The 19272-nt window shown below is 44.2% G+C and carries 18 protein-coding genes and 2 tRNA genes; 14 read left to right on the forward strand and 6 right to left on the reverse strand.

Features of this window, described 5'->3' with window-relative positions; genetic code table 11:
* Positions 1-2: 2 nt before the first annotated feature.
* Positions 3-359 carry an iron-sulfur cluster biosynthesis family protein gene (locus tag IGK61_RS03175; protein WP_074536336.1) on the reverse strand — a complete coding sequence of 119 codons (357 nt, stop codon included), beginning with the start codon at positions 357-359 and terminating at the stop codon, positions 3-5.
* 392 nt (positions 360-751) lie between these two features.
* On the opposite strand from IGK61_RS03175, the gene IGK61_RS03180 reads away from it, so the two are divergent.
* Together IGK61_RS03180 and IGK61_RS03185 are read left to right on the forward strand one after the other, a co-directional pair.
* Positions 752-1186 (forward strand): universal stress protein, encoded by a 435-nt coding sequence (locus IGK61_RS03180; protein WP_074536338.1) that lies wholly within the window; start codon positions 752-754, stop codon positions 1184-1186.
* Positions 1187-1542: 356 nt separating this feature from the next.
* Positions 1543-1782, forward strand: coding sequence for a hypothetical protein (locus IGK61_RS03185; RefSeq protein ID WP_074536339.1), 240 nt, complete (start codon positions 1543-1545; stop codon positions 1780-1782).
* Positions 1783-1877: 95 nt separating this feature from the next.
* On the opposite strand, the gene IGK61_RS03190 is transcribed toward IGK61_RS03185, so the two are convergent.
* Positions 1878-1950, reverse strand: a tRNA-Thr gene (locus tag IGK61_RS03190).
* 194 nt (positions 1951-2144) lie between these two features.
* Between IGK61_RS03190 and IGK61_RS03195 the strand changes: the two genes are divergently transcribed.
* Positions 2145-2218: transfer RNA gene (locus IGK61_RS03195), tRNA-Asn, on the forward strand.
* 90 nt (positions 2219-2308) lie between these two features.
* On the opposite strand, the gene IGK61_RS03200 is transcribed toward IGK61_RS03195, so the two are convergent.
* Both IGK61_RS03200 and IGK61_RS03205 read right to left on the reverse strand, forming a co-directional pair.
* A complete protein-coding gene (locus tag IGK61_RS03200) occupies positions 2309-3697 on the reverse strand; it encodes a hypothetical protein (protein ID WP_438844687.1) in 1389 nt (462 codons plus the stop codon).
* On the reverse strand, positions 3694-4083 hold the full coding sequence (locus tag IGK61_RS03205) for a GntR family transcriptional regulator (protein WP_074536342.1): 390 nt from the start codon (positions 4081-4083) through the stop codon (positions 3694-3696). Before IGK61_RS03205 ends, IGK61_RS03200 begins: the two co-directional genes overlap by 4 nt.
* A gap of 164 nt (positions 4084-4247) precedes the next feature.
* Between IGK61_RS03205 and IGK61_RS03210 the strand changes: the two genes are divergently transcribed.
* From IGK61_RS03210 to IGK61_RS03235, 6 genes are all read left to right on the forward strand, one after another.
* On the forward strand, positions 4248-5264 hold the full coding sequence (locus IGK61_RS03210) for an acyltransferase family protein (protein ID WP_008377006.1): 1017 nt from the start codon (positions 4248-4250) through the stop codon (positions 5262-5264).
* A 119-nt stretch (positions 5265-5383) separates the two neighbouring features.
* The gene (locus IGK61_RS03215; RefSeq protein WP_005225135.1) at positions 5384-6712 is read left to right on the forward strand and encodes an aminopeptidase C; all 1329 of its coding nucleotides are present in this window, start codon (positions 5384-5386) and stop codon (positions 6710-6712) included.
* 345 nt (positions 6713-7057) lie between these two features.
* Entirely contained in the window at positions 7058-8446 is a 1389-nt protein-coding gene (locus tag IGK61_RS03220; RefSeq protein WP_010747447.1) for an L-cystine transporter, read from the forward strand.
* 157 nt (positions 8447-8603) lie between these two features.
* Positions 8604-9383: a tyrosine-protein phosphatase gene (locus tag IGK61_RS03225; RefSeq protein ID WP_074536345.1), complete on the forward strand. Its 780-nt coding sequence runs from the start codon at positions 8604-8606 to the stop codon at positions 9381-9383.
* 16 nt (positions 9384-9399) lie between these two features.
* Positions 9400-10230 carry a fructosamine kinase family protein gene (locus IGK61_RS03230; protein ID WP_074536346.1) on the forward strand — a complete coding sequence of 277 codons (831 nt, stop codon included), beginning with the start codon at positions 9400-9402 and terminating at the stop codon, positions 10228-10230.
* Positions 10231-10245: 15 nt separating this feature from the next.
* On the forward strand, positions 10246-11004 hold the full coding sequence (locus IGK61_RS03235; protein ID WP_015509041.1) for an acyl-ACP thioesterase domain-containing protein: 759 nt from the start codon (positions 10246-10248) through the stop codon (positions 11002-11004).
* Between the two features lie 50 nt (positions 11005-11054).
* On the opposite strand, the gene IGK61_RS03240 is transcribed toward IGK61_RS03235, so the two are convergent.
* A complete protein-coding gene (locus IGK61_RS03240; RefSeq protein ID WP_074536347.1) occupies positions 11055-12023 on the reverse strand; it encodes an asparaginase in 969 nt (322 codons plus the stop codon).
* An 88-nt stretch (positions 12024-12111) separates the two neighbouring features.
* On the opposite strand from IGK61_RS03240, the gene IGK61_RS03245 reads away from it, so the two are divergent.
* The 3 genes from IGK61_RS03245 (at position 12112) to IGK61_RS03255 (ending at position 14432) form a co-directional block, all read left to right on the forward strand.
* A complete protein-coding gene (locus IGK61_RS03245; protein WP_005225141.1) occupies positions 12112-12942 on the forward strand; it encodes a DUF72 domain-containing protein in 831 nt (276 codons plus the stop codon).
* 8 nt (positions 12943-12950) lie between these two features.
* Positions 12951-13811: a Cof-type HAD-IIB family hydrolase gene (locus IGK61_RS03250; RefSeq protein WP_005225142.1), complete on the forward strand. Its 861-nt coding sequence runs from the start codon at positions 12951-12953 to the stop codon at positions 13809-13811.
* Between the two features lie 96 nt (positions 13812-13907).
* Positions 13908-14432, forward strand: coding sequence for a haloacid dehalogenase (locus IGK61_RS03255; RefSeq protein ID WP_034695349.1), 525 nt, complete (start codon positions 13908-13910; stop codon positions 14430-14432).
* Between the two features lie 71 nt (positions 14433-14503).
* Here IGK61_RS03255 and IGK61_RS03260 read toward each other — a convergent pair whose 3' ends face one another.
* Positions 14504-15853 (reverse strand): aspartate kinase, encoded by a 1350-nt coding sequence (locus IGK61_RS03260; RefSeq protein WP_074536348.1) that lies wholly within the window; start codon positions 15851-15853, stop codon positions 14504-14506.
* A gap of 358 nt (positions 15854-16211) precedes the next feature.
* Between IGK61_RS03260 and ezrA the strand changes: the two genes are divergently transcribed.
* Positions 16212-17933, forward strand: a complete 1722-nt coding sequence (gene ezrA, locus IGK61_RS03265) for a septation ring formation regulator EzrA (RefSeq protein ID WP_074536349.1) — start codon at positions 16212-16214, stop codon at positions 17931-17933.
* A gap of 186 nt (positions 17934-18119) precedes the next feature.
* Entirely contained in the window at positions 18120-19262 is a 1143-nt protein-coding gene (locus IGK61_RS03270) for an aminotransferase class V-fold PLP-dependent enzyme (RefSeq protein WP_074536395.1), read from the forward strand.
* Positions 19263-19272 lie beyond the last annotated feature (10 nt).

The following is a 19272-nucleotide window of genomic DNA, read 5'->3' on the forward strand; positions in this document are numbered from 1 at the left end:
TGTTACGCATTCGTTTGTTTCAGCTGCGGAGAGGCTTCCAATAAAAGATTGGTATCCAAATAGCCGCTTTCGTTTTTCAAAATCAAGGTTCCTGAAGTTGGGTGAACATCTAGAATCAGATGACCAGTCAAGAACATTTGATCATAGGTTGATGTAAAGAAAGTAAACTGATTGCTTGAGACTAACTCATTGTATGCGTCTAACGGTTCGTCGATCGGTGTGATCAAAAAACGTTCGCCGATCATACAGCATCCAGCTGCTGAAGAAAATTGGTTCGATCCGTCATTACTCGTCAGAATATATAAGTCGTGTCCTTCTGGAAAGCGAGCAGCGGCAGTAGGGGTAATATGTAAGTCCATTTTGCATGATCTCCTTTTTGAAACGAGTGAGCAGCAAACTGTTTCGTTTCGATAATTGTTGATAAACTAAGTGTATCACTCCTCTTAGGGATGTGACAGCAACTTGCTTTTCAACAAACCAAGCTTAAAGTTTTAGCAAGAAAAAGGCGATAATACCGATTATCAGCAAGAAAAGCCCTAAGTACAAGAGCACAGTGACCGCAGCCTGGAAAAAAGAGCGCATTTCTTTCACCTCGAATCATTCTTCTCTTTATTTTACTGCATAATCACGGAGACAAGTAAGGAACTTCACAAATCTTAAAGGAAGTTTTAGGTCTCTTAAGAGTAGACCTTGTCCTTTTTTGTAACGCTTCCATTTTTTGTGGTAAAATAAAGAAAAGGAGGCGATTTGGATGTTACGTAATTGTCAAAATGTACTTGTTGCCTTGGATGGGTCGGATCAGTCAGAAAAAGCGTTCCAAGAAGCACTCGCGATTTGTCGTATGAACAAAGCCAAATTGTATGTCCTCTCTGTTATCAACAATGCTGAGTTATCCACAAGTGCCTATGCTTTTGCAAAAATTTTTGACCAAGAAAAATTGCGTGTGGAAACGGACATGTTGAAAAAAATCTATGATGCCAATCAGCATGGGGTAGAAGAGGTTGAGGTAATCGTTGAAGTCGGCGATCCAAAACGCTTTATCATTCATGCAGCAACAGAATTGTACCCGATTGATTTGATCATTATCGGTGCAACTGGTAAAGGCACATTGACCCGAGCTGTCGTAGGCTCAACCACCGATTATGTCGTCAATCATTCGAAATGTACGGTGTTGGTCGTGAAGTAAGAAGTTGAATCAAACGGAAACAGTATGTTATTTTTTAAGTCAGCATAACGCGTATCCTTTTAAAAAATTCACTGTAGTTGAAAAACTCGCTCTCTTAGCTTTAGGAGAGCGGGTTTTTTGTGGTAAAAAAGATGTATCTAAAATTGAGCTGTGAGCAACGAATGAAAACCCCGTTTTAGTCGTTTTATCAAAAAATCTTAATTTAATTTGAATAAGGTTGACCGTTAGAAGAGATAGTTTGTTACACTTTTAATAAGCAAAGGATGTAGGAAAAGTATTTGAGAGAGGGGCTGATAATTTACTGAGTTCTACGATTCAGCTGGTTGCAAATGTCTATTGTTGAAAAGGAGAATGAAATGAAACGTGTTGCAGAAAACTATTTGGTTGTTTTTTCGATTCTTTTGCTGATTATATGGCTAGGCTTGATCCAAGTGAAAGAATATTCGCAAGAAGCAGCTCTGTCGATCATTTACTTTATTAATCTATATACGCTCTTGTTTAAAATTAAAGATGCAGCGAGGATAGTGAAAGCAGTTGTATCGGTCCTACTATTGGGTTTTACGATCTTATTTCTTTTGTATATCGCAGGAAATTAGGGGCATACGAATGATTAAGTTCAGAAATTATCGCTATACTTTGGGAATTAGATGCACAAAAAAAAGACAACGTCCGACAAACGTTGTCCTACCAAAGCCACTTGACGGGCTTGAACCGTCGACCTCATCCTTACCATGGATGCGCTCTACCAACTGAGCTAAAGCGGCGTGTTATTTAACACAAGATATAGAATACCGTAAAGGCGCTGCTTTGTCAATGAGATTTTCGGATATTTCTTGAGAAAAACACTTTGCGGGAAGGGAAGTTTCTAAAAGGGGATTTTCTTGAAAAAAAGGAACAAAAAATTGATTTTTGCTCTTGCTAAATTATCTGACTATTTGGTATAGTACAGATAGATTCTTCCGGCATAGCTCAGTTGGTAGTAGCGCATGACTGTTAATCATGATGTCGTAGGTTCGAGTCCTACTGCCGGAGTATCAAAAACGACCTTCGTTTCGGAAGGTCGTTTTTTTGGTTGTGGATAGCCTGGGGATAATGGGTTCTCCAGTTTTTTCTCCAGAACACTCACTCCGCTAAGGAAATCTTCTGTACTAGTTCCTCGTATAAATCCGTCGTTTCGGCGGCTTTTTTATTTGTGTAAAAAACGGTAGGCCCATCTTTGGTGGTGACTTTTAAAATAGGTGTCGAGTTTATGTCCACGAACATTCTGGCAGGATCACCAGCAACGGTAAATTTACCGATTTGGTAACTGGCGGTTCCTACACCCATGGTACGAACACGAGGCGATGGCAAAGCTTCGATCAATTCCACCTCTTGAATATCTGCCAAAGAGACCGTTGTTTTCCCAGTCATTGGTGCATCGAAGGTGACTTCTTGTCCTTGCACTTCACCGGTGATCGCATCAGGAGCGAAATCTAAGCGATACATCGGAATGATGGTACCGACCATTAATACAAGTAAGAAGACAGCGGTGATACCTGAGACGATTTGTCCGCTACGTTTGCCTAGATTGATGCCGATATTCATCCCAACACGGTCAGGAACGAACAGTCGCGTATCATTAGGATTGATGTAAAAACCATATCGCCAGTAAGCATCTTCACCATAATAGCGCGGTTGTCCTGCTGGTTCTAAGAGCTGATCTTGCTTTTTACGCAGATCTAGCAACAAGAAGAAGGTAAAGACGATCAAGAAAACAACCAAAACAACAAAGAGCAGTAAGAGGATAGTACTGAATGCTCCAGTAGCGGACATGGACGCCAGTGGGACAGTCAACAAGAGTAGTGTAATGGTACAAGTGACAGCGATCAATAAGGACCAATAGCGTTTTGTTAAATCATTGATGTGCTGGTCGATAGCTGAATCACCGCTGATCCCGCGAACGGGTAAGCGACTGATGATCACCCAGAGATAGAGGAACAGCGCAAAAATTGCTAAGGAGACACCGCCCATCAAGTATCCTGTAGAAAGATCAGGCAACTGCCATGCTTGGTACAAACTGATCATCAACAAAATCCCCGCAGGAACGAGGCTATACCACGGCAGCATCCGTTTATTTTTGGCTTGAACGAGTTTGGTATCGATCCGAATCGGATCGATAGGTAGTTCCCATCCATTGGCAAGGATCAATTGCCGCATTTTCCCGATGTAATGCACTTGCACCAGGTAAGCTGTCCCCAGCAAAGCGGCCATATAAAGCCAGAACAGGGTAAGGATGATGGAGTCAGATAAATTGAACAAAAAAAGGAGACTTGCTACACTAAATGTACAAACGATTTGTAAGATACGCTTGCGAAATTCTGTGATCAAGCTGTGGACGCTAGGATCATCCAGATGCTCAGGCGCAAGGGTATTTTCGAGTAAAACATTTTTGTGGGGTTTACTGATCAAGCGTAAACCAAAGGCGGTCGTCCCGCAGAGGACAAGAGCAATAATGAAAAAAAGATAGGTCATTTGCATTCATTCCTTTCAGGAAATTGGTCCAGCAGTTGTTGAACATCCGTTAAAAGCGCTTGCTTGCTTTTGCCGTGTAAGAGAGCGGTTGCTAGCTGCAGCTGCAAGTTTTGGCGATACTCCGCTTCTTGTCCAGAAGTAAACGGTGGTGGTGCGGCAACGGCGGTTCCTTTACGGCGATCCGTGACTAACAAGCCTTCTTCTTTGAGGGAATTGTAGGCTTTTGAGATCGTCATGGTATTGATGCCGATCTCTTCGGCTAATTGACGGATGGATGGTAGCAATTCGCCAGCGGATAAATCGCCTTTTGCGATACCGACAATGATCTGTTCCCGCAACTGATGGTAGATCGGTTGGTTGCTTTGGGTTTGAATATCAAATATCATCGAAAACAGCTCCTTTGTATTATATATATTAATACAAACGATACAAAATAGCAACTAGTAATCAAATGAACAAGAATCGTTAGGAAAAAGTAAATAGCTTGTTACAGTTCTGTTTCATGGATCAGGTATCCTTTGACAGATACAACTTAGAGGAGGAACTTTTTATGAGCCAATCGCAAAGAACGGCTTACTTTGATAATGCAAAATTTTTACTGATGATCTTGGTCGTCTTCAGTCACTTACTACAGCCTTTTATCGGCGATCAGAAGTTTTATCATGACCTATATTATTTTATCTTCACTTTCCACATGCCAGCTTTTGTTTTTCTGGCTGGGTACTTTGCCAAACCGTTGACGAAGGGACACAAGCTTCGTGAGCTGATGAAAAAGTTCTTGCTGCCTTATGTCTTTTTTCAGGTGTTTTACACCGTCTATTACTGGTTGATCGGTCTACGGGAGTCGTTAAAAATCCAACTGTTGAATCCGCAATGGGCACTTTGGTTTTTGCTTAGCATGTTCTTTTGGCAGCTCTCCTTGTTGATCTTTCAAAAAATGTCCAAAAAGCAGGCGATCCTGCTGAGTATTGGCTTGAGCATCTTTGCTGGCTACGTGCCGTTTTTAAATCAAGTGTTGACCTTGCAGCGGACCTTTGTCTTTTTGCCGTTTTTCATCATCGGGTTTTATTTTCCCAAAAATGAGATGCGCTTTTTATTGAAACCAAAGATTCGGACTATCAGTTTGCTTTTCTTACCGATCATCTACACCTTTATCGCGTTTTTTCATGGGATGAACAAGTACATGGTTTTTGGTTCCAAGCCTTATGACGATTACTTGAGCTATCCGTTGTTCGGCGGTCCCTTGCGTGCGGTCTTTTTCGTGATCGGGCTGATGGGGATCATCGGCTTTCTGAGCCTCGTGCCTAGAGAGCACCTCTTTTTTACGAAGTGGGGCAAAAACACCCTGCTGGTCTATCTTTTACAGGGGATCTTCATCAAGGGCTTGCGGGCATTAGCGATTACCGACTTGAACCTGTCGGTATTAGGCTTTGTGACGTTGGTGTTAGCCAGTGTTTTACTGACGATCTTGCTAGCTAGCCGCCCGATCCGCTTCCTTTATGCACGATTTGAACGAGGACTATCCTTTGTTTTACTTGGCTTTTTGCTTTTAATGCTAACTCTTTAAATCCTTGATACGAGCAACCGCTCTTAGAAAGATGATCCTTTCATTTTTCTAGGAGCGGTTGTTATTTGAGAGGCAGAGGCGTAAAATGGAAGGAACGGAAAGTGAAAGGATGAAGAAATATGTCAGAAATTTCAAAAAAGACCACCGCTGCCTTTGCGCAAGCGTATCAAGACAATAATAAACAAACGGCACTACAACGGAGTGTTGTGAAAAATGGGATCACCGCTTCTGCGGAAAACGTGTCAGCAAAAGTCAACAATGTGCCAGTTTTTTCAGTTGATGTGACAACCGGGAAAGTCTCAAACCAAAAACAATCAGGCCGCTGCTGGATGTTTGCCGCATTGAATACATTCCGTCATAAGATGTTGAATGATTTCAATTTAAAAGAATTTGAATTGTCGCAAAACCATACCTTCTTTTGGGACAAATACGAAAAAGCCAACTATTTCTATGAAAATATTTTAGCAACTGCTAACGAACCTTTAACAAGTCGCAAAGTTGCTTTCTTATTGCAAACACCACAACAAGATGGTGGGCAATGGGACATGATCGTTTCGATTTTCCAAAAATATGGTGTCGTACCAAAAACGGTCATGCCAGAAAGCAGCAACTCTTCCAATTCTCGTGACCTAAACAATTACTTGAACAAAAAACTGCGTAAAGATGCGGTTGCTTTGCGTCAGCTAGTGGCTGAAGGCAAAACAGCTGAAGACATCCAAACAGCCAAAGAAGCGATGTTGGAAGACATTTATCGTTTCTTAGCGACTTCTTTAGGCACACCGCCAGAAACCTTTGATTTTGAATACCGTGATGAAGACAAAAACTATCACATTGATCGCAACTTAACACCGCAAAGCTTTTATGAAAAATATGTCGGGGTGGACCTTGACGATTATGTCAGCATCATCAACGCACCAACTGCCGACAAGCCTTACAATCAATCGTATACCGTAGAAATGCTAGGCAACGTGGTTGGCGGCAAAGAAGTCAAATACTTGAACGTCGATATGCCGACCTTCAAAAAATTAGCGATCGCTCAATTGGAACAAGGGGAGTCCGTGTGGTTCGGTTGTGATGTCGGTCAATCTTCTACCAGAGATACTGGGATCATGGCATTAGATGCGTATGATATCAACGACCTATTTGACATCGACTTTACGATGACCAAAGCAGAACGCTTAGATTTTGGCGAAAGCTTAATGACCCACGCGATGGTCTTGACTGGCGTTGACTTGATCGACGGCGAATCAACCAAATGGAAAGTCGAAAACAGCTGGGGTGAAAAAGTCGGAACGAATGGCTTCTTCGTTATGAGCGATGCGTGGATGGATGAATACACCTATCAAATCGTGGTTCGCAAAGAGTTCCTGACAGCAGAACAATTGGCTGCCTTTGAAGCAGAACCAACAGTCTTAGCACCTTGGGACCCAATGGGTGCTTTAGCGTAAGACAGCAATTTCTAATGATTGCCTGAATATTCTCTGAAATTTTTCAAAAAGTCGAAATGAAAAAATAACGAACCAGTTGCCGCAATCCAACCGTTAGGAAAGTAGAAATCCTAACAGTGTGGGGTTGCGGCAACGGTTCTTTTTTTATTTTCTGACAAAAAAGCGGTACCATCCCAGAAAAGTGGGAACTTATTTATTGTAAGATGAAGCAAACTTCTTTAAAATGGAATAGTCACTAATGATGCCACACGTCTCATTAGAGTGAACTGTTGAAGAATGGTCACTGGGAACCTTTACTTCCTCTGACAGACTTTGTCATGTTTATTGAACAAAAGGAGGATTCAAATGACAAATCTGTTAACTATTATTGTTGTTCTACTTTTTGCTGCCCTTATTTATGGGTTCTACTTATTGCAAAAACGTCACGTGAAGTTTTCTACGCGGGTCTTTGCGGCGTTGTTCGTCGGGATCGTTTTTGGTGGCGTGCTGCAGCTGATTTTTGGGACAGGCTCTGACGTTGTCACGCAAGCTCTTGACTGGATCACGATGGTCGGTAGCGGCTATGTAGCTCTCTTGCAAATGCTGATCATGCCCTTGATCTTCGTTTCGATCGTTGGTGCTTTCACCAAGATGAAAGAAAGCGAAAAAATCAAGAAGATCAGTTTTACGGTTCTTGCGACTTTGCTAGGGACAACGGCGATCGCTGCCTTGATCGGGATCGTGATGGTCATGGTCTTTGGTCTTGACGGTGCCAGCTTTACCGAAGGGGCAACGGAAACAGCGCGGATCGCAGAATTAGCGGAACGTTCGACACAAGTCCAAGACCTATCGATCCCACAACAAATCGTTTCCTTCATCCCAAGCAATGTCTTCGCCGACTTTGCCGGTACTCGTTCGACAAGTACGATCGGGGTCGTGATTTTCTCAGCCTTTGTTGGGATCGCCTTTCTTGGTGTCAAACGCAAATCACCGAAAGAAGCGGAAACTTTTGCGAATTTGATGGACAGCTTATATAAAATCGTGATGCGTATCGTCACGTTAGTTTTGCGCCTGACACCTTATGGCGTTTTGGCATTGATGACAAACGTATTAGCTTCAAGTGATTTTGAAGCCATCTTGAACTTAGGCAAATTTATCATCGCCTCTTATGCGGCTTTGATTTTGGTCTTACTTGTTCATTCATTATTGCTGATCGCTGTTCGGGTCAATCCAGTAACGTATTTCAAAAAGGCTTTTCCAGTCTTGAGCTTTGCCTTTACTTCTCGTTCAAGTGCGGGAGCCTTGCCATTGAACATCGAAACCCAAACCAAAGCGTTAGGTGTTGATGAAGCCACGGCTAACTTTGCAGGCAGCTTTGGGTTATCGATTGGTCAAAACGGCTGTGCGGGTGTGTATCCAGCGATGTTGGCAACGATCGTTGCACCAACGGTTGGGATCAATGTCTTTGATTGGCAGTTTATCCTACTGCTAGTTGCAGTAGTTACGATCAGCTCATTCGGCGTTGCTGGTGTCGGCGGGGGCGCAACCTTTGCTTCATTGATCGTCTTAGGCTCAATGAACTTGCCGATCGCCATCGTAGGCTTAGTTATTTCTGTTGAACCATTGATCGATATGGCACGGACACTCGTTAATGTCAGCGACAGTATGGTTGCGGGAATGGTGACCAGCAGTCGTATCAACGAACTGGATCGTTCGATCTTAGATGATTCTGCCGCCGTGATCGAAGCCGAATAGAAACATTTTGTAACAAGCGAAAGCAAAGAAAGACTGCGTGTGGTCTTTCTTTTTTTGTCCGTTAAAGCTCAGCTCATAGAAAAATCTAGGTTTCAGTGCCCTTAATAGCGAAGTTTCTGCTATACTTTTAACTAGAACATCGCGGGAGGGATAAGCAATGACACAATTGATTCAACTAGAACGAGCAGCAAACGTCAGAGAACTTGGCGGCTATCAAACGAAAAACGGTACGACGATCAAACGAAAAAAATTGATCCGCAGTGCGGCGATCAATGAATTGACTGCTTCAGATCAAGCAGTACTGGCAAACTATGGGGTCAATCAGGTCATTGATTTTCGCTCCATCGCTGAAGCCAATGCACAGCCTGATCGACCGATCGCCACAGCAAAGCAGCTTTTTTTACCTATTTTCAAAGAAGACGAAACGATGGTTTCCTTGTCGCCAGAAAGCTTGAAGCAGCGCTTGGAAGATGGGGAAGATGCCGAAGAGCAGATGAAAAAAGTCTACCGTCACTTTGTTGAAAGCGACTATGCCCGCCAACAATATCGGCAGTTCTTTGATCATGTGATTGCCAATGCGGAAGGCGAAGGTGCAACCTTGTTCCACTGTACCGCTGGCAAAGATCGCACAGGCTTTGGCGCCTTTTTATTGCTGCATGTGTTGGCTGTGGCACCAGCGACGATCAAAGAAGATTATTTAGCGACCAATCGCTATTTAGCCCCAATGCTAAAAGAAAAATTTGCCCCAATGACCCAGCATTTACCGCAAGAGTTGTTAACGGCGATCACAGTTTTGATGAGTGCCAAAGAGAGTTTTCTTGATGAAAGCTTGGCTGCGATCGATCAGCATTTCGGTTCGGTCGATCAGTATCTCCTGCAGGGACTAGGGGTGACGAAAGAGGAACAAGCGTATTTGACTGCCCAACTGACTGAGTAAAGAAAGGGAGATCCGTATGGAGGAAGCATTGTTCGCAGCAATCGGGATGACCGGCTCGCTGACGCCCATCAGTGGTGGGGATGTCAATCAAACGTATCGTTTCACTACAGCAGAAAATCGCTATTTTTTAAAAACTCATCCTCATGTTTCATCGGTGTTCTTTCAAGCAGAGATCAACGGCTTAGCTGAATTAGCCCCTTTCGTGCGGGTGCCAAAAATCGAACGTCTTGGTCAGACTGAAGAGAGGGCATTTTTATTGATGGAATGGATCGATGGTGGGGAAGGACAGCAGCGACGCTTAGGTCAAAGCTTGGCTCGGCTTCATCAGCAGACGCAGGAGTCTTTTGGGTTTTACGAAGACAATTACATCGGTTTTTTGCCGCAAGTCAATCCGAAAACCACCGATTGGCTTGATTTTTATACAGTCTGCCGTTTGGATGTGCAAGTCGAACTAGCGAAGCTGGGTAACCGCTGGCATGCCAAACGGGAAGCCGCTTATCTGCGTTTGAAAGAATTTTTGCATGAGAATTGGCGTGATCGCAGCGTCACACCTGCTTTATTACACGGTGATTTTTGGCGGGTGAATGTGCTGTTCGATCAGCAAGGAGAACCAGTGTTTCTTGATCCAGCAGTCGCTTATGGGGATCGAGAAATGGATATTGCGATGTCCCAGCTCTTCGGTGGTTTTCGTCAGGAATTTTTGGAAGGCTATCAAGAAGTCTATCCATTAGATGAGGATTGGCAAGAGCGACTGCCAGTGTATCAATTGTATTATTTATTGGTCCATTTGAATCAATTTGGCGAAAGCTATGGACCAAGTGTCGATGAAATATTGAGTCGTTTTTAGGAGGCAATTAGAACTATGGCAGCAAAGTATCAAACCACACATGAAGTGGCGTATTATGAATGTGATGTCAACCAAACGATGACGTTTCCAGCCATGCTAGGCATCGCCATCAAGACATCAGAGGAACAAAGTGCGGCGTTAAACCGCGGACCAGAAGTCATCGCTAGTTATGGCTTGACCTGGATCATCACCAGCTATCACATAACGGTGACTCGTTTGCCGCGCGTAGGGGAGCAGATCCAAGTGGCGACCCAGGCGAGAGAATACAATAAATTTTTCTGCTACCGTTACTTCTGGTTATTGGCAGAAGACGGAACGGAACTGGTCAAAATCGAGGCGGTTTTTGCGTTGATGGACCCTGAGACGCGCAAAGTCAGCAGTGTACCAGATGAGATCGTGGCGCCTTTTGGCAGTGAAAAAATCAAGCGAATCAAACGCTACCCGAAGATCACCCCTATCACGCAAGGACAGTTTTTGCCGTATCGGGTGCGTTTCTACGATATTGATAGCAATCAGCATGTCAACAATGCCATGTATTTCAATTGGCTGATGGACGTCTTAGGCTATGAGTTTTTAACAAAACATGAAGTGACACAAGTGACGATCCGCTTTGATCGGGAAGTGGCTTACGGCCATTTGATTGAAAGCCATTTTCAAATCAATGAGAAGACAGTCGATGAAGCCGGCGAGGCTGTGCCGCTGCAAACGATCCACGAGATCAAGATCGGTGAGGATACTTACTGTGAAGCCATCTTTACTTGGCGAGAAAAATAAAACAACCCTTTTGCCTCCGTTAGCGGAATGGCAAAAGGGTTTTTGTTTGGTTAATTCTCCATGAAATCAGGCAGCTCCTCCATGGTCAACCCACGGTTTTTCGCTATCAGCAATTTGATGCGGGCTTTTTGGCTATTGATGCTATTGCAGAAAATCACCCCAAGAGCTTGCAATTCGATCCCGCCGCCTAAGTAATCATAGACCGGCTCGGCAACTCCGTTGAAGCAGCGAGAAACTAAGACGACTGGAATGTTTCTAGCGATCAGTTTTTTCAAAGGCTCTATGGTCTGCGGCGGCAGATTGCCAGCGCCTAAAGCTTCGATCACTAGTCCATCGATCAGCGAGTCGGCTAAAGCATCGAACAATTCCCCAGTCATTCCCGCATAGGCTTTGACGATCGGAAACAGACCATCGACACGATCAACATCCAAATGGCGGTTATTTAACAGCTCTTGCATGAACAAGATACGGTGCTTTGTGACTAAGCCGATCGGCCCTAATGTCGGGGTGCGGAACGTCGCAATATTGGTGGTGTGGGTCTTCGTAACATAACGTGCGGAATGGATCTCATCGTTCATCACGACTAAGACGCCTTTTCCTAAGGCATCAGGTGATTTCGCCACCCGAATCGCACTTTCAAAGTTATAAAGCCCATCACTGCCGATTTCATTACTCGAGCGCATGGCGCCAGTCACCACGATCGGTAACTGACCGCCGATTGTGGTATCTAAAAAGAAGGCTGTTTCTTCCAGCGTATCGGTTCCGTGAGTGATCACGACCCCATCGACACCGCTTAAATGCGCCAGCTGGATACGTTCTTTCAGCTGCAGCATTTCTTTTGGGGTCATATGAGGACTGGGAATATTAAAAATGTCTTCGACGATCAATTCAACATCGTCGTCAATGTGGATCGGTGCATCCATCAGCGGATTGCTGACATCAGGGCTGACGCCGCCTGTCAGGGTGTCTTCTTTCATGGCGATGGTGCCGCCAGTGTGCAACACGAGAATTCGTTTCATTTTTTCATCACCTGCAATGATTTATTTACTCTTAACTCAAAACTATTGTATACTATTAAAATAAGAAAACAAGGAGCGATGGGAAAAAATGATTCGAATTGGTTGTACCACATTTAGTGAACATGGCAGTCTCGTGCAAAGAAAAAACTCGAAATTATTTGAGTATGCCCGTTATTTTCCGTTAGTTGAGCTGGATACCACCTATCATTTTTTGCCAAAAGAAAAAGACGTGCGCAACTGGTTGACCCAGATTCCCGAAAATTTCCGCTTTGTGCTGAAAGTCCATCAAAGTGTGACTACCCAAGGAGATTTGCCAGATCAGTTGACCATGACCGAAGCGCTGCAGCTTTATAAAGAAGCGATCGCACCAATGGTAGAAGCAGGCAAACTCTTTTGCTTATTGGCACAGTTTCCCAACAGCTTTAAATGTACGAAAGAAAATGTTGCCTATTTAGACCAAGTGCGAGAATGGTTTGCGGGCTACCCAGTGGCGATCGAGCTGAGAGACAGCAGCTGGTATCAGCCGAAACTGTATCCTGGAATGATCGATTATATGAAGCGAAAACAGTTTTCCTTAGTAGTTGTTGATCAGCCGAAAAAGCTATCGACTACCATTCCCCTTGATCCAACCGTGACCAATCCCGCGTTTGTCTTGTGCCGTTTTCATGGACGCAACGACAGCGGCTGGACAGCGACGGGACCAGATGCCAAAAATCTGCGGACCTTGTATCGCTATGACCAAGCCGAACTAACGGAGTTAAAACAAGCGGTCCAAGCCATCGAAGCCAATGCCAAAGAAGTCGCAGTGGTCTTCAATAATAATGCCGGTCGTGATGCCGCTGACAATGCCCGCGCATTGATCGATGCGCTGCAGATCGATTACGAAGCATTAAATCCTAATCAGTTGAAATTATTTTGAGGAGTCATATGATAAAAGCAATCTTTTTTGATATTGATGGCACGCTGATCGCCAGCAACGGCAAGGCGCTTGCCAGTACCCGTGAAGCCATCAAACAAGCCCAAGCCAATGGCGTCCTCTGCGGCATTGCCACCGGACGTGGTCCGGTTGATTTAGAGAAGGTGATCGATTACTTGTCGTTAGACATGTTTATCACCTATAACGGCCAATATGTCTATACGAAGGAAAACTTGATTTATGCCAAACCTTTTCCAAAACAAACGCTGGAAGCGATCGTAGAATACGCAGATGAAAATTACCGCCAAGTCATGTTTGGCGGAGAAACCCAAGTGGCTGGCAGCTTAACGATCCGCTTAAGCCAATCACCCGTCATGCAGCGCTACTTACGCTATGTGCCCAAAAAATTTCCCGTCGGTTTTTTAAAGAAAGTCTTGCAGCGTTTTAGTCCCAATCGCAACGCCAAACGCTATGAATCGTTGGATATTTTACGAGAGCCTATCTATCAGTGCATTATGCTGAGCCCTGAATCAGAGCGCGAAAAATTACGCTCCAAGCTGCCACAATGTGATTTTAAGCGATCCAATGCCTATTCTGTTGACATCGTGCCGAAAAACGGTTCGAAAATTAAAGGCATCAAAGAATTTTTGGCCTATGAAGGGATCGCGATGGAAGAAGCGATGGCATTTGGGGATCATTTTAATGATGTGGAAATGCTAGAAGGCGTGGGGATCGGCGTTGCGATGGGCAATGCCCAGCCCATCACCAAAGCCAGTGCCGACTTTGTGACGGATACCAACGATCATGACGGCATCAAGAAAGCCTTGATCCATTTTGGCATCATTGCCGAGGATGCCCAAGCCAGGGAATAAAAAAAATAGGCAAGTAGCCAATCTATGAAGCAACGTAGAAGACAGCGCAGAACCATAAAACAAAACCATGAGAAAAAGCAGAAAGAAGCGAGCAAAATGAGTCCATTTGAAATGACGGAAGAGTTTCATAAAACCTTTGATCCAACGCGACCGCCATATCCACAAGCTTTTTCAGCGGAAAAAGCCCAGTTTCGTGCTGGTTTTAAAATTGAAGAATTAGTTGAGTTCCTTTATGCTGCCAGCAACAATGACGAAGAGACCTTTCAAGCAGGTCTGGAGCATTTGCATCAAGCGATCGATCAAGCCCAAGCCAAGCTGGCTGCCAAACAACAGCCTGTCAGTGATTCTCTAGTAGAACAAGTCGATGCGCTTTGTGATCTGCTGTATTTTACCTATGGCTCGTTTTCACTGTTAGGGGTCGATCCAGCGCCGATCTTGGCTATCGTTCATGACGCCAACATGGGAAAACTTTTCCCAGATGGGCAGCCTCATTATGATCCTGAGACCCACAAAGTCATGAAGCCGAGCGATTGGGAAGAACGGTTTGCTCCTGAACCGCGAATCAAGGCAGAAATCAACCGCCAATTGGCACAAAAACAAGCCCAAGAATCGTCAGAATAAAAACCAAACGTGCCAGTTGCCCGTTCCGATTGCTTATCAGCAAAAGGAGTGGTGCAACTGGCACGTTTGGTTTAATCAAAGAAAGTGTAGTAAAGGGTTCTGACAGCGGCTTTTTCTTGTTCTTTGTGGATACCGAACATGATGCTGACCTCAGAGGACCCTTGGTTGATCATCTCTAAGTTGATATTTTTCCGCGCAAGGGCAGCGGTACTGTCGGCAGTGATCCCGACTCGTTGACGCATTCCTTCACCAACGACGACGACCATGGATAGATCGTGGGTCATTCGCAGTTCATCGGGATCGATCTCGTAGGCGATCTTGCGCAGCAATTCTTCTTCCAATACTGGATTCAACTGGTTGGAGCGCATAATGATCGAGATATCATCGATTCCTGAAGGCATGTGTTCATAATTTAAATCAAATTCACGGAAAATCTCTAAGACCCGTAACGTGAACCCAACTTCGCGGTTCATCAAGTATTTGCGGATATAGATCATACAAAAGCCTTCGTCACTGGCAACGCCGATCACGGGCTGATCCAAATTGTCTCTCTGGTTGGTGATCAAGGTACCAGGATGACTTGGATTATTGGTGTTTTTGATCACCACGGGAATTTTCGCATGGTATGAAGGCATCAACGCCTCATCGTGCAACACAGTAAAGCCTGCATAAGACAGCTCTCGCATTTCTCGGTAGGTCACTTCTTTGATGGACTCTGGATGATGAACATAGCCTGGATGAGCAGAAAAAATCCCATCGACATCGGTAAAGTTTTCGTACAAATCTACTTGCAGACCAGCCGCCACGATGGCACCAGAAATATCTGATCCTCCTCGAGAGAAGGTACAGATCTCGCCGTCTTCTGTGTAGCCAAAGAAGCCAGGAATCACTAAGATTTCAGGACTGTCGCGCCATTGTGCAATCTTGGCGTACGACTTGTTCAAGATACGGGCGTTTTGAGGTTCATCCGTCACCAGCAGCCCAAGTTCTTGCGGATTCATGTAGCGAGCAGCTAACCCACGGCTTTGTAAAATCCCTGCGATCAATTTGGCGTTGTTGTCTTCGCCGCTTGCCAAGACCGTATCATAAAGATGCGGATTGTCTTGGGTAGGCAGCGTTTGAAAAGCCGCCAATGATTGCCAGATGCGGTCTAAATGGACTTGTTCGATCCCAAAGGGGGCAGCGATCGCTGTATAGCGGGCATAGATTTCTTCTATTAAATCAGTGATTTCTTCTTGGGCACACAGACGGGTACAGACTGCTAGTAACAGATCGGTGACTTTCTGATCGTCGCTGGAACGCTTACCAGGCGCTGAAACAACAACAAACCGTCTTTTAGGATCACTTTCAATTATCGCAACAACTTTTTCGACTTGTTCGGCTGAGGCAAGGGAACTGCCTCCGAATTTCGCTACTTTCATTTGACATTACTCCTGTTCAAGCTTTTTACTAGAGTACAGTTTCAATAGGGAGAAATCAAGCGGTTTCTTGAAAAAAATCGGAAAAATCAGAAAAAAAGTCACTTGTTGATGTAAATTTCACGATTTGTTTTCATTATCGCTGGAAAAGCCGTGATTTATTTTATTCGATGCGAAAAAAGTCGATCTTTTTTGCCTCAATCTAATGCTTGATTTTTTTCTTTATGCTATAATCTAGCGTAGATGCTTTTTTATAAAGGGACTATCTGTCCTTTTTATACTCAACGAACTTATCAATCAATCTGCTGATCAGCAGGTTTTAGACGAAACATGTATATTTGAAAATTGGAGGAACCACAAAATGGGAACTAATATCATCTTTGGAATTGTCATTGCCATCATCATCATCGCAGCGGTCTTGTATGCAATTGGCTTTTTCATGCGGAAGAAAAACCAAGAAAAGCTGAATGACTTGGAAAAACGCAAAGAAAATCTGTTTGACTTGCCGGTGATCGAAGAAGTCGATGAAGTAAAAAGAATGCACTTGGTTGGTCAAAGTCAAAACACCTTCCGTGAGTGGAACCAACAATGGACAGATATCTCCACAAAATCTTTTGCTGAACTTGAAAGTCAAATCTTTGAAGTGGAAGAGCTGAACGAACGCATCCGCTTTTTCAAAGCAAAAGGGGCGATCGTCCAAGCCGAAGCGACCATGGACGAGATGGAATGCCAAGTGGAAGAGATTCGCGCAGGCTTGAAAGAATTACGAGAAAGTGAAGAACGAAATTCCCTGGAAGTCCAAAAAGCGCTGGACGTTTACGAAGACTTGAAGAAGAAGCTGCGGGATCAAGGCGAAGAATTCGGTCCTGCTTACAATGAGCTGCAAAAACAAATCAAAAACATTGAAATTGAGTTCACCCAATTTGTTACCTTAAATACTTCTGGCGATCCTGTGGAAGCACGGGAAGTGTTAGACCAAGCGGAAAAACACACCTATGAAGTGGAAGACCTAATGAAACGGATCCCAGCGGCGTACGAAGAATTAAATCGTACCTTCCCTGATCAGTTGAAAGAAATCCAAGAAGGTTATAAAAAATTATTAGAACAAAAATATATGTTCCCAGAAGCAAACATCCAAGAAGAAATCAACCGTGTGAAAAAACGGGTTGAAAACTCCATGAACGATCTAGCGAAAACAGAAGTCGCTTCCGTTGAAGTGGCAAGCCGTGATACTGCAAGTGATATCGATGCCTTGTATACGGTGATGGAACGTGAGATCAATGCCAAGAAATATGTCATGAAAAATCGTCAGATCATCGAAGACTACATTGACCATGCAACGAAGAACAACCGTCAGTTGTTGATCGAGTTGGATCATACGGCACAAAGCTATACTTTGAATCACAATGAATTGGGTCGCGTCCGCGGCTTCCAAACCGAAGTGGACGAATTGGCTCGCCGCAACAACGAGTACTTACCGAAATTGGAAAAACATGAGATTCCTTATTCAGAAGTGCAAAGCTTCTACAAAGATGCCTACAAGATTTTGGATGATGTGGAAAGCCAGCAAGTCGAAATCGATGATTCTCTTGCGGAATTACGTCGTGGCGAAAAAGTTGCACAAGAAAAAGTGGAAAGCTTCGAATTCCGTCTACGCAACTTGAAACGGTTTGTTGAGAAACAACGCTTACCTGGTTTGCCAGGCGAGTATTTAGAATTCTTCTTCGTGGCAACGGATCGTGTCGAAGAATTAGGCAAAGAATTGAACAAGATTCGCATCAACATGCAAGAAATCAATAAATTGGTTTCTGTCTGTGAAGAAGATCTTGATCTTTTAGATGAACAAACAAAAGACTTAGTGGATGCTGCGGCATTGACTGAGCAAATGATGCAATATGCCAACCGCTATCGTCATTCTCATCCAGATATCAAGGCAGCGATCGACAAATCACTTTACTTGTTCAGTAAAGAATATCGCTATCAAGATGCGCTAGATGAAATCGGCACAGCGTTGGAACGAGTAGAACCAGGTGCCTTCAAACGGATCGAAAACTTCTACTTCAATAACCGCGACTTAGTATAATACGAAAGCCAGCAGTGAAAAACTGACTGGCTTTTTTCATGGAAAGAATGGCTCGCTGCATGAGTACCGCTTACGAAGGAAGGAAAAGTTTCCTTTAAAAAAAGCCAAAGCCAGCGAGTCACCTTGAAACTCAGCCCAAGAGCAGTTATAATGGGAAAGAATTTTTTTAGAGAAAGGGTCCTATCATTGATCTATTTTGACAACAGTGCAACAACCGCTATTTATCCACAAGCTTTAAATACATATGTCCAAGTCAGTCAGCGAATTATCGGCAATCCCTCAAGCCTGCATGATTTAGGAAATCAAGCCAATCGTCTGCTGCAGCAATCTCGTCAGCAGATCGCCGATCTGTTAAACGTTTCTTCCAAAGAGATCGCATTTACCAGTGGGGGGACTGAAGGAGACAACTGGGTCATCAAAGGGACTGCTTTAGCGAAAAAAGCCTATGGGAATCACCTGATTATTTCCAGTATTGAACACCCTGCCGTCAGTGAAACAGCGGCTCAATTAGCCGAGTTAGGGTTTGAGGTCAGTGTTGTGCCTGTCGATGCCCAAGGCTTTGTCAACGTGTCTGAATTAGCAAACATGATTCGCAAAGAAACGATTTTGGTTTCGGTGATGGCGGTCAATAATGAGGTAGGGTCGATCCAACCGATCCATGAGATCGCAGCTGTGCTAGCGGACCATCCAACGATCCATTTCCATGTAGATGCCGTCCAAGCCATCACAAAGGTCCCGCAAGAGCAATGGTTCAATGAGCGAGTCGATTTTGCCGTGTTCTCTGCACATAAATTTCACGGACCTCGTGGCGCCGGATTTATCTATTGGAAACAAGGTCGTAAGTTGGCGCCATTGATGACTGGCGGTGGGCAAGAGCAAAACCAGCGCAGCGGTACCGAAAATGTGCCAGCAATCGTTGCTATGGCAAAAGCCCTACGTTTAGTGACAGAACAAAAGGCTGAAAAGCCGAACCATGTTCAATTACTAAAAGGCTATTTGCAAGAAGCACTGGCTGGGTACGAGAAAGTCACGCTTTTTTCTGGCACAGAAGGGTTTGCGCCGCACATACTTTGTTTTTCATTAAAAGGGATCCGAGGAGAAGTCTTAGTCCATGCCTTTGAAGAAAAGCAGATCTATCTTTCGACGACGAGCGCTTGTTCCTCCCGTAAAAAGATGGCCAGCAGTACGCTTCATGCGATGCACGTTCCAGAACAGTTAGCAACATCGGCTGTTCGTATCAGTTTAGATGAGAGCAATACAATGGCAGAAGTCGAGCAGTTTCTGATCGTCTTCCACCAGTTGTACCAAAAATTTTCGAAAATCAATTAAGCACGACAGA

This window comes from Enterococcus sp. AZ063 (assembly GCF_051715045.1).
Taxonomy (GTDB): domain Bacteria; phylum Bacillota; class Bacilli; order Lactobacillales; family Enterococcaceae; genus Enterococcus_D; species Enterococcus_D casseliflavus.

What these genes read in the sequence shown, in the direction of transcription:
- IGK61_RS03175 (WP_074536336.1), bottom strand. Translation starts at nt 359, where the DNA reads ATGGACTTACATATTACCCCTACTGCCGCTGCTCGCTTTCCAGAAGGA.
- IGK61_RS03180 (WP_074536338.1), top strand. Translation starts at nt 752, where the DNA reads ATGTTACGTAATTGTCAAAATGTACTTGTTGCCTTGGATGGGTCGGAT.
- IGK61_RS03185 (WP_074536339.1), top strand. Translation starts at nt 1,543, where the DNA reads ATGAAACGTGTTGCAGAAAACTATTTGGTTGTTTTTTCGATTCTTTTG.
- IGK61_RS03200 (WP_438844687.1), bottom strand. Translation starts at nt 3,697, where the DNA reads ATGACCTATCTTTTTTTCATTATTGCTCTTGTCCTCTGCGGGACGACC.
- IGK61_RS03205 (WP_074536342.1), bottom strand. Translation starts at nt 4,083, where the DNA reads ATGATATTTGATATTCAAACCCAAAGCAACCAACCGATCTACCATCAG.
- IGK61_RS03210 (WP_008377006.1), top strand. Translation starts at nt 4,248, where the DNA reads ATGAGCCAATCGCAAAGAACGGCTTACTTTGATAATGCAAAATTTTTA.
- IGK61_RS03215 (WP_005225135.1), top strand. Translation starts at nt 5,384, where the DNA reads ATGTCAGAAATTTCAAAAAAGACCACCGCTGCCTTTGCGCAAGCGTAT.
- IGK61_RS03220 (WP_010747447.1), top strand. Translation starts at nt 7,058, where the DNA reads ATGACAAATCTGTTAACTATTATTGTTGTTCTACTTTTTGCTGCCCTT.
- IGK61_RS03225 (WP_074536345.1), top strand. Translation starts at nt 8,604, where the DNA reads ATGACACAATTGATTCAACTAGAACGAGCAGCAAACGTCAGAGAACTT.
- IGK61_RS03230 (WP_074536346.1), top strand. Translation starts at nt 9,400, where the DNA reads ATGGAGGAAGCATTGTTCGCAGCAATCGGGATGACCGGCTCGCTGACG.
- IGK61_RS03235 (WP_015509041.1), top strand. Translation starts at nt 10,246, where the DNA reads ATGGCAGCAAAGTATCAAACCACACATGAAGTGGCGTATTATGAATGT.
- IGK61_RS03240 (WP_074536347.1), bottom strand. Translation starts at nt 12,023, where the DNA reads ATGAAACGAATTCTCGTGTTGCACACTGGCGGCACCATCGCCATGAAA.
- IGK61_RS03245 (WP_005225141.1), top strand. Translation starts at nt 12,112, where the DNA reads ATGATTCGAATTGGTTGTACCACATTTAGTGAACATGGCAGTCTCGTG.
- IGK61_RS03250 (WP_005225142.1), top strand. Translation starts at nt 12,951, where the DNA reads ATGATAAAAGCAATCTTTTTTGATATTGATGGCACGCTGATCGCCAGC.
- IGK61_RS03255 (WP_034695349.1), top strand. Translation starts at nt 13,908, where the DNA reads ATGAGTCCATTTGAAATGACGGAAGAGTTTCATAAAACCTTTGATCCA.
- IGK61_RS03260 (WP_074536348.1), bottom strand. Translation starts at nt 15,853, where the DNA reads ATGAAAGTAGCGAAATTCGGAGGCAGTTCCCTTGCCTCAGCCGAACAA.
- ezrA (WP_074536349.1), top strand. Translation starts at nt 16,212, where the DNA reads ATGGGAACTAATATCATCTTTGGAATTGTCATTGCCATCATCATCATC.